Origin of the sequence: Turicibacter sp., assembly GCF_017941855.1 — a bacterium.
GTDB classification, from domain to species: Bacteria; Bacillota_I; Bacilli_A; order MOL361; family Turicibacteraceae; genus Turicibacter; species Turicibacter sanguinis.
The window spans coordinates 1-17,835 of record NZ_JAGAVR010000123.1 but is presented as its reverse complement, the minus strand read 5'-3'; the positions used below and the strand labels follow the sequence as shown (position 1 = coordinate 17,835).

The window sequence follows — 17,835 nt, the reverse complement described above, 5'->3', positions numbered from 1 at the left end:
TGTCATTGGTTTAAAATCTTATAATAAATAACCTTGAATTTCTTTTTGTAAACTAATTGCATTTTCTGTAGAAGCAATTAAATTTAAGGGTCTTTCGAATCCGAGACTTAAAACCCCCATGATTGATTTCGCATCAACCTTATGACCATCACGCTCTAACTCGATTTCATATCCATATTTTCCAACAATATTAACGAATTTTTTAACCTCTTCAACTGAATTAAATTTAATTTGATACACTCTCATAGGTAACAACTCCTTTAATGTTTGAAGTGTTTCTGGTTGCTTGTTTCATCTAATAAACTATATTCGCGAGATTCCTCCTTAGTTCAAAGAAAACGTACATAATCTTTTAGACAAAAAAATCTACTACATTCGAAACAAGCGCTTGACAACAAATGCATCAATAAGTGAAATATTTTCAATAATCATTTAACAGGAGTTTCAAAGATCCTTTAAAATTTAAAGGCTCTTTTTTCAAAACAAAAGAGGACCTTCACTTAGCAAGGTCCCCTGTTAGTTTATTTTGTCGGCTCAATCACAAAACTGTATTCATAATTTTCGTTACCAGGCAATTCAAATCTCGCTTCTGGGCGTGCTCCCCAAGAATCATCACCTCCAACTCCCATTTCTTGAGCGTTAATCGAAAGAACTGTTTTATGGACAGGTGGTAATTCATAATGGTGGAACGCTACTTCTAATTCATGAGATGTATAAGGTAAAGCTGAGAAACTTAATGGAGCATCTCCTGTAATTTTTAATCCTGCTCCAGTTGCATTCGTTATGGTTGCATAACGTACTCTCGTGTGATTTCCACATGCTTGAGGAATCACATATCCTGCTACATTATCAGCAACTTTATTTGTATAAGTTCCATATTTAGCCCCAAATTCACGGTCAGCATATGTTTCATCTGGCCCGAATCCTCGCCATGTTAATGTATTAAACTCACATGGAATCGCTAAATCCATTCCAAATTTGAACATATTTGGTAAGCCTTCAATACCTTTATAACTCATGTGAACATGAATTTGTCCATAACTATTAATAAAGTAGGTCACGATAGCATGAGAACTTGGAATGGTATTTAAATTATACGTAATGATTACTTCTAAGCCGTCTACACGTCGATTAAATTCTAATTTTTCATGGAATGAAGAAAGGGTTGCTGTTCTCCATTGTGCAGATTGAAGATGAGCTCGACTTCCACGATCATTATCAGTCGCCGCTCGCCAGAAGCTTGGCATCAATGATAAGTTTGGTTGATGAATATACTCCACACCATCATATTTTATCGATACGATGCGCCCGAGTATTTTACCAAACAGCACTTCAAATCCTTCACCATGAATTCCAACATTTGTACTACCTTCTACAATCGTAAATTCTTTTACAGGTTGAGCTGCTTCTTCTTTAACTGCCTCTATGATGCATTGACCAAATGCTATCTCATGTCCACATGAAGCGAATAATTTATCTTCTTTTAAACAGATTGAAACAGTTACCACTAATTCCTCCTGACGTGGCGTCATATCGATCCCTAAATCAATAAATCCTGTTGATAATGGTTCTAAGTTATAGTATCCCTCACCAGATGCTACTAATTTTTCACCCGATTCAACCTCCCACTTCAGTGTATATTCATTTAAATTCGTAAATAAATGCTTGTTTTGAATCTGTGCCCCACCCTCTTTTACAATCACCGTAAAGGGTTGATATGCCCCTTTAATCGCTTGCATTTTTGGTGATGCTTCACGATTCGCATAAATAATTCCGTTGACACAGAAATTATAATCCGTTGGCTGATCAGAAAAATCTCCACCGAACGCTAAATATGGCTTACCGTAGCGATCCTTTGTCCATAACGCTTGATCAATATAGTCCCATATGAATCCACCTTGGTACATCTCGTACTCATCTTCAAGCTCAATGTAGCGGTCCATTCCACCATTTGAGTTGCCCATTGCATGGGTATATTCACATAAAATAAATGGCTTTTCAGGATGGTTATCCAAGTATTCACGAATTTCAGGAACTCTCGTATACATGCGACTTTCCATATCTGATGTTTTATGATAACGGCGGTCATGAAAAACTCCTTCATAGTGAACAAGGCGGGTTTCATCAGCTTCACGGAAGTACTGTGACATTTTGTATAAGTTTTCTCCCCCAAAACTTTCATTTCCACAAGACCAAATTAAAATACTTGGATGGTTTTTATCTCGTTCAAGCATTGACTTTGCACGATCTAAAATAATTTCTAAAAATTCAGGACGTCCGTTTGGAATAGCCGGCTCATTTTCTTCAACCGAAACACCATACTTCCAAGTCCCATGAGTTTCAAGATTCGTTTCATCAATTAAATATAATCCATATTCATCACATAACTCATAGAAATACGAAGCGTTTGGATAATGTGAGGTACGAACTGCATTAAAATTATGCTCTTTTAAAAATTTCACATCCCATTCCATCTCTTCTTTTGTTACACTACGTCCGTAAGTTGCACTAAATTCATGACGATTTACACCTCGGAACACGATGCGTTTCCCATTTAAATGCATCACTTTATTAATCATTTCAAATTGACGAATTCCGACACGTTGACAAATCCCTTCAACAACTTCACCTTTTACCTTTACCTCTAATTGCAATTGATAAAGATACGGATGTTCTGCACTCCATAAGTGAGCATTAGTGATATCTAACTCTAATTTTGCACATCCATCAAAAACATCACAAGCTCCACTAGCCACAACCTGTCCATTTGCATCTACTAATTGTGAAACAATTGTTGCCTCTTGACCGATTACCTTGAAGTCTACGCTTACCGTTGCATCCTGATAGTCATTTTTTAGTGTTGTTTTCACAAATAAATCTTCCACATGCGTTGTTGGTTTCGTGAATAAATAAACATCACGAAAAATTCCTGATAAACGCCAAAAATCTTGATCTTCAAGCCAACTTCCTGTTGACCATTTATAAACCTGAACTGCTAATTTATTTTCACCTTCACGGTTGATGAAGTTTGTTAAATCAAATTCACTCGGTGTAAAGCTATCCTCACTATATCCAACAAACTCTCCATTACACCAGACATTAAAGGCGGTCTCAACCCCTTGAAATGAAATACAAACCGTTTGTCCTTCCCACTCTTTTGGTACTTCAAAGTAAGTGACATAAGAAGCCGTTGGATTAAATGTCGTCGGAATATAGGGTGGGACTAACTCCTCGTGCCCATCCCAAGAATACTGTGCATTTACGTAATGAGGTTTATCATAACCTTGTAATTGAATGTGGCCTGGAACATGAATACGATTAAAATTCTGACAATTAAAATTTAACGCTTCAAATCCAACCGGACGTTCCATCACGTTTTCACTATAATTAAATAACCATTCTCCATTTAATGAGCGACGCCATGTCATCTGTACTTTAGAAATGGCTTCTGTTAATGTTTGATAATAACGATGATCACTATGTGCTTTTAAACGATTAATTTCAAAAATTTCTGGATTCATTAACACTGACTGAATCTCTTGCGTCGTTTTCATACTTTAATCCCCCACTCATAAATTAATTTTTTGCATGAACCCTCATCAGAAAACATCACGATGAAATCTTTTCTCCTCATAAAATCAAACACTCATTAAGCATCCATCATATCCTTTCATATGAATACTTAGATTTAATATTAACGCTTTCTTTATAAAGTTGAAATAATAAAAATTAACTTTCTATAAAAAAAACACCTAAACTATAAAAAGTTCAGGTGCTAAGAATTTTAACTATTTTACTGACTCAATTACAAAGCTATATTCATACTTCATGTTGGCTGGCAATTCAAATCTTGCGTCTGGGCGTGCTCCCCAAGAATCATCGCCTCCAACTCCCATTTCCTGATGATTAATTGAAAGAACTGTTTTGTGAACAGGTGGCAATTCATAATGATGGAACGCCGCTTCTAACTCATGAGATGTGTACGGAAGCGCTGAGAAACTTAATGGAGCATCTCCTGTAATTTTTAACCCTGCTCCTGATTCGTTTGTTAACGTTGCATAACGTACTCCCGTATGATTTCCACATGCTTGAGGAATCACATAAGCCGCTAGATTGTCAGCTACTTGGTTCGTAAATGTTCCATAGCGTGCTCCAAACTCACGGTCTGCATACGTTTCATCAGGTCCAAATCCTCGCCAAGTTAACGTATTGAACTCACAAGGAATCGCTAAATCCATTCCAAACTTAAACATGTTTGGTAATCCCTCAACACCTTCATAACTCATTGTCACGTGAATTTGACCATAACTATTAATGAAGTATTTAACAATTGCATGCGAAACTGGCATTGTATTTAAATTATAAGTAAAAATAACTTCTAATCCTTCTTCAAGACGATTAATTTCCATAAATTCATTGAAGGCATACATCGAAGCCAACTTCCACTGTGCCATTCTAATCGGCGCTTGATTTCCTCGATCATTATCCGTTGATGCACGCCAGAAATTTGGCATTAACGATAAGTTTGGTTGGTGAATATACTCAATCCCATCATATTTCATTGAAACCATACGTCCTAAGTTTTTAGCAAAGATGACCTCAAATCCTTCACCGCTAATTCCAACATTCACGTCACCATTTGCAATTTGGAACGCTTTAACAGGACGAATCTCTTCTTCTTTAACTGCATCCACAATTAACTGACCAAATGCTACCTCATGACCACATGGAGCAAACATTGTGTCTTCTTTTAAACAAATTGAGATGGTTATCACTTGTTCTTCCTGATGTGGAGTCACATTGATCCCTAAATCAATGAAACCAGTTGATAATGGTTCTAAATCATAGTATCCCTCACCAGATGATACGACTTCTTCACCACGCACAATTTCCCACTTTAGAGTATATTCATTTAAATTTGTGAACATGTTCTTGTTTTGAATTTGCGCCCCACCGTCTTTAACTTCAATTGTAAATGGTTGATATGCTCCTTTAATCGCTTGCATTTTTGGCGATGCTTCACGATTAGCATAAATAATTCCATTGACACAGAAGTTATAATCCGTTGGCTGATCACCAAAATCTCCACCAAACGCTAAATATGGCTTACCATATCGATCTTCAGTCCATAATGCTTGATCTATATAATCCCAAATGAATCCACCTTGGTACATGTCATACTCATTTTCTAATTCAATGTAGCGATCCATTCCACCATTTGAGTTGCCCATTGCATGGGTATATTCACATAAAATAAATGGTTTTTCAGGATTATTATCTAAGTATTCACGGATTTCTGGAACCTTTGCATACATACGACTTTCCATATCCGATGTCCCATTGAAACGACGATCCCAGAATACCCCTTCGTAATGGACTAAGCGCGTTTCATCACGATGTCTGAAGTACTCCGACATTTTATATAAGTTTTCTCCCCCGAAACTTTCATTTCCACAAGACCAAATTAAAATACTTGGGTGGTTTTTATCTCGTTCAAGCATTGACTTTGCACGATCTAAAATAATTTCTAAAAATTCAGGACGTCCGTTTGGAAGTGTCACGTCATTTTCTTCAACTGCCCCCATACGTTGCCAAGTTCCATGTGTTTCAAGATTCGTTTCATCAATTAAATATAGACCGTACTCATCACATAATTCATAGAAGTAAGACGCATTTGGATAATGTGACGTACGAACTGAATTGAAGTTATATTCTTTTAAGAATTTAACATCCCATTCCATTTCTTCATTTGTGACACTACGTCCATAAGTCGCACTAAATTCATGGCGATTAACTCCACGGAAGACGATACGTTTTCCATTTAAGTGCATCACTTTATTAATCATTTCAAATTGGCGGACTCCAACACGTTGACAAATCGCTTCAACAACTTCACCTTTCACTTTCACTTCTAATTGCAATTGATAAAGATACGGATGTTCTGCACTCCATAGGTGGGCACCTTCTACTTCTAGTTCAAGGTGTGCTGTTTCATTTACCACTTCGCAAGTTCCACTTGCTACAGCTTGACCTTCTACATCCACTAATTGTGCGACAATCGTTGCCTCTTCACCGATTACCCTGAAGTCTACGCTGACCATTGCATCCTGATAGTCATTTTTTAGTGTTGTTTTCACAAATAAGTCTTCGACATGAGTCGTTGGTTTCGTGAATAAATAAACATCACGGAAGATTCCTGATAAACGCCAAAAATCTTGATCTTCAAGCCAACTTCCTGTTGACCATTTATAAACCTGAACTGCTAATTTATTTTCACCTTCACGGTTGATAAAATTTGTTAAGTCAAACTCACTTGGCGTAAAGCTATCCTCACTATATCCAACAAACTCTCCATTACACCAAACGTTAAAAGCAGTCTCGACCCCTTGAAATGAAATACAAACTGGTTGCCCACCCCACTCTTTTGGCACATCAAAGTAAGTCACATAAGATGACGTTGGATTATAGTTAACTGGAATGTATGGAGGTTTTAATTCTTCATGCCCATCCCAAGGATACTGAGTATTCACATAGTGTGGTTTATCATAACCTTGTAATTGGATATGCCCTGGAACATTAATACGCTCAAATCCATCAAGATTAAAGTTTAACGCTTCAAACCCAACTGGACGCTCCATCACATTTTCACTATATTTAAATAACCATTGTCCATTTAATGAGTGGCGCCACGTCATCTCACCTTTAGACACTGCTTCTGCTAATGTTTGATAATAACGATGATCACTATGTGCCTTTAAACGGTTGATTTCAAAAATTTCTGGATTCATTAACACTGATTGAATTTCTTCTGTTGTTTTCATACCCGATTCCTCCCCTTCGGAAAATATTTTACTAAATTTTATTAATAATTATAGTAATATTTTATCATAGATTTTTATTAAGGTAAATCGTTTTCACGAAATTTATTAACCTTTATAGAAAAAAGGAGTTATCTGTAAAAAAGACAACTCCTTTTCATATTAATCCAAACTAATAATTGGCGTTGAGGCTCCCTGCACTTGCGGAACTTCTCCACTCCACTTTTGAATTTGTTCTAATTTTAATAACTCTTCAGTTAATGACTCTGAAATCATACGATTAGCTTCCGATTGAGCTTCTGCTTTAATCAATTCAGCATCTGCTTCAGCTTGAGCTTCAATTTTTTTCGCATCTGCTTCAGCCTGTGCTTCTACTAACTTTTGTTCAGCCTGTATTTCTGCTTTTTCTTTATCTAAACGAGCTGTTTCTAGCTCTTGTTGCTTATTAATTTTTAGTTGAATCGCCTCTTCTGTTTGAGCATCTAATCCAATACGGGAAACATTGACTGAGTCAATTACTATTCCATATTCATAAAATTTATCTTTTACATACTCTAAAACATTAGCATTTAATTCTGTACGTTTATCACCATAAATATCAATTACTGAAAACTTTGATGAAACTTCTCCAACCCACGTCTTTAATTTTCCGCGCATAAATGTTTCTTCAATTGCCTTTCCATCTTGACCTTTAAACTTGGTAAAAGTTTGTGGTAATAACTCACTGTCAAAATGATAAGAATACTCCAAATCAATATTAACTGTTTTTCCATCAGAAGTAGGAATTAAGAAACTATCATCTCCACTTGATCCTTCTTTCGAATCCGCAGATAAATATCCTTGTTCTGTTGCCACTGAATAGCTCGTCACTTTATAAAGTGGATTAACAACATGTAACCCCTGCGTTAATACTTGACCTTTAATTCCACCATTTAAACTATAAACAACACCTACATACCCTGGTTTAATCTTTGTTGTACACATACTCAACACAATCAGTGTTACAATAACCACTCCAATCCCCACAAAAACACTCTTATACTTTTTCATTTAGTTTTTCCCCCTCACGATGTTTCTACATCTTTCTACAAATTATAACATGGCGCCTAGTATTTATCCATTAAATAAAAAAAAAGAGGTAGAAACTTTAATTTTCTACCTCTTCTTTACGTTGATTTGATCATGATGCACCCCATCCATTAAGGTAAATAAAATTTTTTTACCGATAGCAATCACATGCAAGCCTTCTCCGTAACTTTCCTACTCATTTAAATACGATACCACCTAGTTAACTCAACAATCTTGATTATCCATTACCTTAATGATGTAAAAAAAGAGGACTTAACGTCCTCTTCAACTAATGAGTTAAAATCTCATTTCCATCTTCTGTGATTAAAATAGTATATTCCCACTGAGCACTCGGCATTCCATCCTCAGTGAAGATTGTCCATCCATCCTCTTCATCCTGGCAAACATCTGCCCTTCCCATGTTAATCATCGGTTCAATTGTAAACGTCATACCTGGCACAATTAATGGACCTGTTCCACGCTTTCCAACGTGTGGTACAAACGGCTCTTCATGGAACTCAACTCCCACTCCATGACCACCAATTTCAGCGACTACTTTATAACCGTGTTTTTCAGCATGTTCTTCAATGACAGCACCGATATCACCAATATGATTCCCTGGTTTTGCCTCCGCTAATCCAAGTTCTAAACATTCTTTCGTCACACGGATTAAATCTTCATTTTCTTTTGAAACAGTTCCAACCGTGAACATACGCGAAGCATCTGCGTAGTAACCGTCAACGATTGTTGTGACATCAACATTAATGATATCTCCCTCTTCTAAAACTTCTTCCTCACACGGAATTCCATGACAAACAACATCATTAATTGACGTACATGTACTTTTAGGGAATCCCTGATAATTTAACGGTGCCGGTGTCCCACCTAATTCAATCGTATAGTTATGGACTAACGTATTGATTTCTTCCGTTGAAATTCCTGCTTTGATAAACTGTGCCACACGATCTAAAATTTTCGTATTCACAATACCTGCACGGCGAATTCCTTCAATTTGTTCAGGTGTTTTCACAATCCCTTTACGCTTGTATGATTCAACTACTCGATCATAATCTAAATGACACTGCTTATATTTTTTCCCGCTACCACACCAACATGGTGCATTACGCTGAATTGACATATTGATTCACCTTCTATAACGAGACAGAATATTAACCATTTATTCTGAATCTTATTTTGATTTTTTTAGATACCTTTATTATGCACTTCTTTTCAAACTAAATCAACTAACGGATTTAGATTTAGTCCCCCTTTCTTCTCTTAAAATGAAAAATAAAAGAGTTGTTTCACCTTCTGTTGAAACAACTCATCATCTCTTATACTGCTTGATTTAGGACTTTATTTTCCAAAACAGCCGTAATTCCACTGTTCACCATTCCATCTAACTTCATTTGCCCAGCACTAATATCTGTTAAAACGACTTTATGTGCTGTTTCAATTCCACTCTTTAGTAAGTTAACAGAATCCCCCATACGTGTCAATCCATTGTCATAATACTCACGACTGATTCCTAATACTTCTGTTAAAATGCTTGCATCATACCAACCTTGATATTCTAAATTATGAATGTTTAACGTTGTTTTGACTTTCGAGAAATAAGGATGTTGATGATAATCAACATGTAACATTAACGGTAACATACTTGTATGCCATTCATTCACCTGAATTTCACCCACTTGCATTCCTAAAAGAGGTAACACATCTAAGATGGCACGATTAAAGAAAGCAAAACGTTCCACATCATCTGCGAATCCATAAATCTCATTACGGTGGAAGTAGTGATCATTTCCAACAAATAAATACGTCACATTTCCTTCTACTAATTTAAAAATTGAAGCACGAGCTTCATGTGTTCCGAATTTAACCGGTAAATCCATAAGCCAATCCATTTCATTTCCAAATGTTTCAGATATATTTAAATACTTTGGTAAAGCCACTATTACATCTCCCTCTTGAGCTTCAACAAATGCTTTCGAAACTTTTCCAAGCTCTCCAAGGTTTGTAAATGGTTCACATTCCGTTACCACATATAACATTGGCTTTTTAACTTTTTGACGTTTAATGACTGTAGGCTTCACGACCTCTTTTATCTCTTTTACCTCTGTGTCTTTTCCTTGACTTAAACGTCCATTCAGTACTTCAAGAGATTCATCATTTAATTTAGATTGAGCTTTGACCTCAATCCCTAGTTCTTGACATACCGTTACAACTTCTTTACTTGTCATATTATATTTTCGTGCAAATTCGTATACTCGCATCTATAATTCCCCCCAGTTAAACCTAAATAAACATATAACAACATTTTAGCATCCTTACCCATTTTTGAAAATCTATCATTTTACAAAACTATCCAACAATACGAATAGTTAACCGTTTACAATGTCGATTTTCCGTTAATATGACAGGCTTCTTCTCCATTCTTTGATTGATTGTCGGAAAATGATTGCCTGAATTTTATTTAAAAAGACATATTTTTGACTGTATTAACACATCTGCTCGTATTCTTATTCATTTGATTAAATTATCTTCTTTTTTGTCATTTCATCATCGTTTTTACCTAAAAAGAAAGCCTCAGCTATCGCTGAGGCTCTTTATTATCCTTGAATCTTTGCAGGTTTTAAAGCTTGACGTGCTTCTAATTCCATGATGATTTCCTCATGGAAATCTCCATTTAACTTATAGAACTTTTTGTAAATGACGAAGCATAAGATGATAAACACAATCGGTCCGAAAATCATTAATCCACGCATTCCCATAATTGTTCCAGCAGATTGTAATTGATTCGCTTCATATCCCATTAATTGTAACCCTACACCAATCGCCCATCCACTAAAGGCTGACGCTGCTTTTGCTAATAACGTTTGAACAGAGAAGATAATACTTTCATTACGTGTTCCTAATTTAAATTCCCCATAGTCAACAACATCTGCAAGCATAACGGTTGTTGAAGCTAAGACGAACCCTCCTCCACCACGTACTAAAATGGCTGAAATCATGGTGAAGATCGGTTGATTTGGTGCTAATAATCCTGAGAATAATAACCCGACCAATCCGATAACTGGAATGAAACATCCCACTTTAAATAATTTTTGACGTCCAATTTTACGAGCTAAAATCGGGAATAATAATAAACCACCAATTTCAGCAAGTCCTGCTGTTCCATTGTAAATTTTGAACATTCCATCATTACCTGTTGCATACTTAAAGTAGTAAATCGCCATTCCACCTAAAAGTTGCATCATTAAATTCATACATAATACAACACCCATGAAGACCATTAACTGATCATTTTTACGGATAATTTGAGTCATTTGTTTGAATGTTACGCGGTCTGCTTTTTTATCTGTTCCTTCAGCCGTTAATGTTGAAGGCTCTTTAACATTAAGACAGGTAATCACAGAACTTAAAATAAAGATGGCTGCAATGACAACTGCTAATAATTCAAATCCTTTAACATCGTTTCCACCCCCAAGAAGGGCAACAAATGTTAAACCAAATGTTCCAATTGTTAAACCACCGATACTAGCAAAGATACGAGGAATAACAGCCACACGTTCACGTTCTTGTTTATCCTTTGTTAAAGAAGGAATCATTGACCAATAAGGAATATCCATAATGGTATACGTCATCCCCCATAAAATATACATCACTGAGAAGTAAGCATATAAAGGTAATCCCTCTAAATCAGGTTTTTTGAATAAGAAAATTAACACAACAGCATTAATAAGTGTTCCGATTAAAATCCAAGGTCTAAATTTACCGAATCGAGTTTTGGTATTATCTACAATCATTCCCATAATTGGATCATTTACTGTATCCCAAATACGTGCAACTAAGAATAATGTTCCGACAAACGCTGGAGCTAACCCCACAACATCTGTAAAATAAAACATTAAATAGGTCGCCACAATACCATAAACTAAATCTTTTCCTAATGCCCCTATACCATACGAATATTTCTCTTTAGCAGTTAGTTTCATCACTAACTCCCCCTCCTTTTTGGTTTGAAAGCAATCGTTTTCTGTAATTGCTTACATCATCTATCATGGTTATATACTACCACGTGTGAAATCGTTTTACAACATATTTGAGTAAAATTTATTTATTTTTTTACCTTTAATAGCGACTTTTAAACGAAAATATATTGAAAATAGATCATATTATTCCTTTTTTATTTCCATTAAACCATCTTTGAAAAACCGTTTACACCTATATAAAAACATTGAAGTTATCGTTTTCCGTTTTATAAAACTAAAAATTAGTTTATTTTACTTAAATTACAAAAAACAATCCCCCCCTCATTAGCCAAAAAGACTGTATCAAATAAGCTGATACAGTCTTTTGGTTAAGCTATTTTTTTAAATTTAATAATGGTACTTGCATAATCACCTGATAACTTCACTTGAATTCCGTGATTCATTAAATACGATCCCGATTTGATGATGAGATCATCACTTAAGTTAAATTCATAGCGTGCATCTGCATCAAGTCCTCGTATTTTAATACAAGCGCCAAGACGTGAAATTTGTGTTTGAGGTAAGAAGACAAATAAGACAGCTTCATCTTCATTTGCATATTCATATACCTGATAGTTATTTGACGTGATCGGATTTAATCGATAGAAATCCCCATCTTGGATAATATGACGAATTTCTTTATATTCTTCAATCAACTGACGAGATAATTCCATCTCTTCTTCTGTAAATTTTAAAATATTGCATCCCATTCCAAGTGTCCCCATCATAGCGCTATGGAACTTGAATGTTAATGGAATCGTCGAACGATTGTTAGCATCTGTTACCCAGGCACGCATCGCTTTAATTGGGTACACATATGAGTAAGTACGTTGAATTGTTAGACGGTCATAGGCATCTGTGTTATCACTTGTCCAGAAATCATCAAATGAATCTAACATTCCATAGTCTACTCGTCCTCCACCACTTGCACAAGCTTCAAGTAATAAGTTTGGATACTTCTCTTTCACACGGCGTGCAATGTCATACACCGCTTCAATATGACGGTACCACATATCACGTGAAATTCCTGTTTGAGAGATTGGGCGATTTGCATCCCATTTAATATAATCAATCTCGTAATTTGCTAATAAATCATCAATCATATTAAATATAAATTCTTGCACTTCGGGTAACGTTACATTTAATACCATTTGGTTACGTGACGTATCATTCATACGATTTTCAAAATGATAAATCCAGTCCGGATGATCTTTTAATAACTGTGTTGGTGGATTCACCATTTCTGGTTCAATCCAAATTCCAAACATCATTCCCATCTCTTTAACAGCCGAGATTAAGGGGGTTAATCCTTCAGGGAACTTATCGGTATTTACATACCAATCTCCAAGTCCATCTGCATCAGAATGACGTTGCCCAAACCATCCATCATCGATAACAAATAACTCGACTCCCATCTCTTTCGCTTTTTTAGCTAATGCAATTTGTTCATCACAGTGAACATCAAACTCAGTTGCTTCCCATGAGTTGTAAAGGACAGGACGAACTCCATCACGCAGGACATGTTGTTTAGCAAAGTCATTCATGGCATGTGTCATCGCCTCAAATCCTGAATTCGTGTAACCCACTAACATGGAAGGAGCCATGAATTCCTCACCTGGTTGCAGTGAAATCACACAGTCGTGTGAACTGATTCCCATTTGAACAAGCGTTCCGCCATAAGGACGTGGTTCAATAATCGTTTGGAAGTTTCCACTTAATTTTAAAACCCCAAAGTATACTTCTCCATTTGTTTCTGATGCCTGATGATCTAAAACAAAGAATGGATTGTGATGATGCGTTGAAATCCCACGTCGGTTTTCTAACACGATTTTCCCTTGACCAAGTGGTTGTTTAAATTCTTGGAACTCCGCTAACCAACGTCCATGAGAGCTTGTTAACGTTAAATCTTGATATGGAAGATGGATTTGTCCACTATGAACTTTTTCAATTTCAATGATATCGTTCCCAGTATTACGAACCGATACTGTACGTTCGATTAAATCTTGAACTTCATATACTTTATAATGTAAATCAAACTCAAACTCGTAATGTGCATCTTTTAAGTGAATCACTAACGTCTCTTCAGTCTGCGTATACCCAACATAGCGATACTCAATGTCACGCGTTCCATCAGCAAAGTTTACTTTTAAACAATGTTCCTTATAACGCATCCCACCAAAGACTGGATATTCTTCATCCGTTAAATCCAAGATTGGATCGTTACTCGACATTTCCGCTAAAGCCGGTACGTCAAAATCTTCAAGATTATTTACTTTTGGTCACCAATATAAGTGACGTAATAATCCCATATTATCAACTGCAAAAGCATATGTTGTTTTATTTGTTTCTAATCCAAACAGTTGGCGTTTTTCATCAATTAAAAATCCCATCCTATCTCTCCTCTTTATACACTTCTATTGCTTTTTTCCTCATAACCTAAGACGTCTTCTAATCGTTTTTAAAGATAACGTTTCCAAAGTTATTATATTATAGTTAACCTGAATAAACAACTTCGTTTTAGTAAAATTTTAGTTATTTTTTATAACAACCATCATTTTTCCATATGCATCCGACATCTAGACCTATTAAAACGATTTCACAATAATTATAATGGAGAGGTAAAAACAACTTACTATTAGGGGGATTTATAAATGATTAAAATTACCTTTATTGGAGCCGGAAGTACAGTCTTTGCTAAAAATGTACTAGGGGATTGTATGTTAACCCCAAGTCTTCAAGATGCTCATATTGCTTTATACGATATTGACTTAAAACGATTAGACGAATCATATCAAATGCTTGAAAATATTAATAAAAACTGCAATGAAAGCCGTGCAACAATTGTTTCTTATACGGATGCTCGCGAAGCTTTGACTGATGCAACATTTGTTGTGAATGCCATCCAAGTCGGAGGATATGAGCCTTGTACGGTTACAGATTTCGAGATTCCTAAAAAGTATGGTCTTCGTCAAACGATTGCCGATACGTTAGGAATTGGCGGTATCTTTAGAGGACTGCGTACGATTCCCGTTCTACTTGACTACTGCAAAATCATGGAAGAAGTTTGTCCAGATGCCTGGCTACTAAACTACACGAATCCAATGAGTATTTTAACGTTGGCCGTTTTAAAGGCGACTAAAATTAAAACAATCGGGCTTTGCCATAGCGTTCAAGTGTGTGCACCAGATCTTTTACGTCATTTAGGGATGGAATACGACAATGTTTCGTATAAAATTGCAGGGATTAACCACATGGCATGGTTATTAGAAGTTGAATCGAATGGTCAAGATTTATATCCAAAAATCAAAGAGAAAGCAATTGCTTTTGAAGGAAAACACTATGATATGGTTCGTTTTGAAATCATGAAACGATTTGGCTACTATGTAACGGAATCAAGTGAGCATAACTCAGAATATATGCCTTACTTCATTAAAGAGAAATACCCTGAGTTGATTGAGCGTTTTAATATTCCACTAGATGAATATCCTCGTCGTTGTATAGAACAAATCAAAAACTGGAATAAACTCCGCGAAGAGATTGTTCATGATCATAGCTTATCTCATACCCGTACCCACGAATATGCTTCCTATATCATGGAAGCCATGATTACAAACAAGCCTTATAAAATTGGCGCTAACGTTTTAAATACTGGCTTAATTACTAACCTTCCTAATGACTGCGTGGTTGAAGTCCCATGTTTAGTTGATGCAAGTGGTGTCACACCTTGCTTTGTAGGAGATTTGCCTCCACAACTTGCCGCTTTAAATCGTACCAATATTAACGTCCATCAGTTAACCGTTAAAGCAGCTTTAACACTAAAAAAAGAACATATTTACCATGCAGCCATGCTTGATCCTCATACTTCATCTGAGCTTTCAATTGATGACATCTACGCCTTAGTCGATGATTTAATCAAAGCCCACGAAGGATGGTTACCAGAATATAAATAATCTAAAGGGACGCTAACAATTTAGCGTCCCTTTTAACATTGTATTGATGAATAACTTTTTGGGCCCCAACCTCTCGTAGAGAGAGTTCCTCAATCACTAGGTAATACGAAATTCTAATATACCATTGTTATATGATACAGTACCGAGTTTTATGACAACTGTCTCTCTTAAGCCAGTTAGATATCTTTTCTCAATAAATTTTATTACTATTTCATACATTTGCTTTTCGATCTTCATGTTTCTACCCTTTTATTAAATTATAACAGAAAAAAGGACTGATATGGGTAGGCAGCAATCAGTCCTCTATATTTTAAAATAGGCAGGTATAAAGAATGAAATTTAATTATTTTCCTCCAGTTGTTGCAATTCCTTCAATAAATTTACGTTGGAAAACGATAAAGATTAATAACATTGGCCAAATGGCAAGTAATGACCCCGCCATTAATTGCGGGAAGTTTGTTGAGAACTGTCCTTGTAATGAGGCTAATCCAGCAGATAGCGTCATTTTATCAATTGACATGTTAACAATTAACGGCCACATTAAGTCTTTGAAAGCAAATAATGCTGTGAAAATTCCAAGTGCAACGAGTCCAGAGTTAGCAAGCGGGAGCATGATGGTAAAGAAAGTACGTCCAATACTACATCCATCAAGTTTTGCTGCTTCTTCAAGTTCGGCTGGAATTCCCATAAAAAACTGACGCAATAAGAATGTTCCAAAAGCACTTACTACCCCTGGAATCACTAAGGCAGTGACGGTGTTTAATAACCCTAAGTTTTGAACTAAGTTAAACTGTGGGATGATAAATAATTGTCCTGGTACCATCATTTGAATTAAAACTAAGCTAAAGAAAAATTTCTTTCCTGGAAAATTTAATCTTGCAAAAGCATAAGCAGCCATGGCACTAAATAATACTGATCCGATAACGCGGAAGATTATCATTAAAATCGTATTAAGATAGAACTTTCCAAATGGTAATAAACGAAGTACTTCTGTATAGTTACTAAATTGCATTTTGTCTGGGAAAATTTTTGGAGGGATCTGAGTTGATTCTCCTAATGTTTTTAAAGATGTTAAGACCATCCATACGAAAGGTAAAATCATGACGACAGCACCTAAGATTAAGATGATGTGAATTAATAGATTCCCTTTTTTAATTTTTTTCATTTTTCTCACCTCTACTCTCTTAGTAATGTACCCATTTTTTCTCAATTTTTGATTGAATAAATGTAATGACCATAATAATGGCTAATAATAACATGATAATCGCTGATCCATAACCTTTATCATTAACGGTGAATGAATGTTGATAGAATAAGTAAACAAGTGATTGTGTACTTTCAATTGCCATACTTGTTTTATCAATCATCATGAAGATAACATCGAATACTTGGAACGCTGAGATGATACTTGTGACCATTACAAAGTATAAGCTTGGTGAAACTAATGGTAATGTGACACTGAAGAATTGGCGAATTGATCCTGCTCCATCAATACTAGCGGCTTCGTAATAATCTTTTGGAATTTCTTGAAGACCTGCTAATAATAAAATCATATTGTAACCAACAGCACTCCAAATTCCAACGATGGCAATGGCAATTAAAGCGAAATTAGGATCACTTACCCATTGAGGTCCCTGTATTCCAATGAGGCTTAATAAATAATTAATTAAACCGAATTCTGAGTTAAATAACCATTTCCAAACCATCGCAACAGCAGCTGGTGCCGCAACCATTGGCAAAAAATAAATAACGCGATAAATGCTTTTCCCTTTAATTTTTTGATTTAATAAGACAGCAACTAATAATGAAAAGATGATAATAAATGGAATCACCATGAGGACGTATTTTAATGTGTTCCCTGTGGCTTGCCAAACGGCTGGATCTGAAAATAAACGTTTATAATTTTCAAAACCAGCCCATTGAGAAGATCCAAAATCACCTGTTTTTTGAAAACTTAAAATAAAT

The 17,835-nt window shown here is 35.7% G+C and carries 11 protein-coding genes; 1 reads left to right on the top strand and 10 read right to left on the bottom strand.

The features are described 5' to 3' along the window. Positions 1 to 18: 18 nt before the first annotated feature. The 8 genes from J6D32_RS13275 to J6D32_RS13240 form a co-directional block, all read right to left on the bottom strand. Positions 19 to 246 carry an HPr family phosphocarrier protein gene (locus J6D32_RS13275; RefSeq protein ID WP_009607006.1) on the bottom strand — a complete coding sequence of 76 codons (228 nt, stop codon included), beginning with the start codon at positions 244 to 246 and terminating at the stop codon, positions 19 to 21. A 275-nt stretch (positions 247 to 521) separates the two neighbouring features. Beyond that, complete coding sequence (lacZ, locus tag J6D32_RS13270; RefSeq protein ID WP_055165455.1) at positions 522 to 3,554, bottom strand: beta-galactosidase, LacZ type; 3,033 nt, start codon at positions 3,552 to 3,554, stop codon at positions 522 to 524. Positions 3,555 to 3,788: 234 nt separating this feature from the next. Next, positions 3,789 to 6,821: a beta-galactosidase, LacZ type gene (gene lacZ / locus J6D32_RS13265; protein WP_287467757.1), complete on the bottom strand. Its 3,033-nt coding sequence runs from the start codon at positions 6,819 to 6,821 to the stop codon at positions 3,789 to 3,791. 159 nt (positions 6,822 to 6,980) lie between these two features. After that, complete coding sequence (locus J6D32_RS13260; RefSeq protein WP_009607015.1) at positions 6,981 to 7,868, bottom strand: SPFH domain-containing protein; 888 nt, start codon at positions 7,866 to 7,868, stop codon at positions 6,981 to 6,983. A 307-nt stretch (positions 7,869 to 8,175) separates the two neighbouring features. Continuing rightward, positions 8,176 to 9,024 carry a methionyl aminopeptidase gene (locus J6D32_RS13255; RefSeq protein WP_287467756.1) on the bottom strand — a complete coding sequence of 283 codons (849 nt, stop codon included), beginning with the start codon at positions 9,022 to 9,024 and terminating at the stop codon, positions 8,176 to 8,178. A gap of 196 nt (positions 9,025 to 9,220) precedes the next feature. Then, on the bottom strand, positions 9,221 to 10,162 hold the full coding sequence (locus J6D32_RS13250) for a translation initiation factor IF-2 N-terminal domain-containing protein (protein ID WP_006784369.1): 942 nt from the start codon (positions 10,160 to 10,162) through the stop codon (positions 9,221 to 9,223). A 336-nt stretch (positions 10,163 to 10,498) separates the two neighbouring features. Then, positions 10,499 to 11,884 (bottom strand): melibiose:sodium transporter MelB, encoded by a 1,386-nt coding sequence (gene melB, locus J6D32_RS13245; protein ID WP_147633497.1) that lies wholly within the window; start codon positions 11,882 to 11,884, stop codon positions 10,499 to 10,501. A gap of 365 nt (positions 11,885 to 12,249) precedes the next feature. Beyond that, the gene (locus tag J6D32_RS13240; RefSeq protein WP_262949720.1) at positions 12,250 to 14,151 is read right to left on the bottom strand and encodes an alpha-galactosidase; all 1,902 of its coding nucleotides are present in this window, start codon (positions 14,149 to 14,151) and stop codon (positions 12,250 to 12,252) included. 420 nt (positions 14,152 to 14,571) lie between these two features. On the opposite strand from J6D32_RS13240, the gene J6D32_RS13235 reads away from it, so the two are divergent. Continuing rightward, the gene (locus J6D32_RS13235) at positions 14,572 to 15,870 is read left to right on the top strand and encodes an alpha-glucosidase/alpha-galactosidase (protein ID WP_006784372.1); all 1,299 of its coding nucleotides are present in this window, start codon (positions 14,572 to 14,574) and stop codon (positions 15,868 to 15,870) included. Between the two features lie 343 nt (positions 15,871 to 16,213). On the opposite strand, the gene J6D32_RS13230 is transcribed toward J6D32_RS13235, so the two are convergent. Further along, the gene (locus J6D32_RS13230) at positions 16,214 to 17,035 is read right to left on the bottom strand and encodes a carbohydrate ABC transporter permease (protein ID WP_006784373.1); all 822 of its coding nucleotides are present in this window, start codon (positions 17,033 to 17,035) and stop codon (positions 16,214 to 16,216) included. Between the two features lie 19 nt (positions 17,036 to 17,054). After that, on the bottom strand, positions 17,055 to 17,835 hold a 781-nt coding region (locus tag J6D32_RS13225), incomplete at its 5' end, for a carbohydrate ABC transporter permease (protein WP_287467755.1).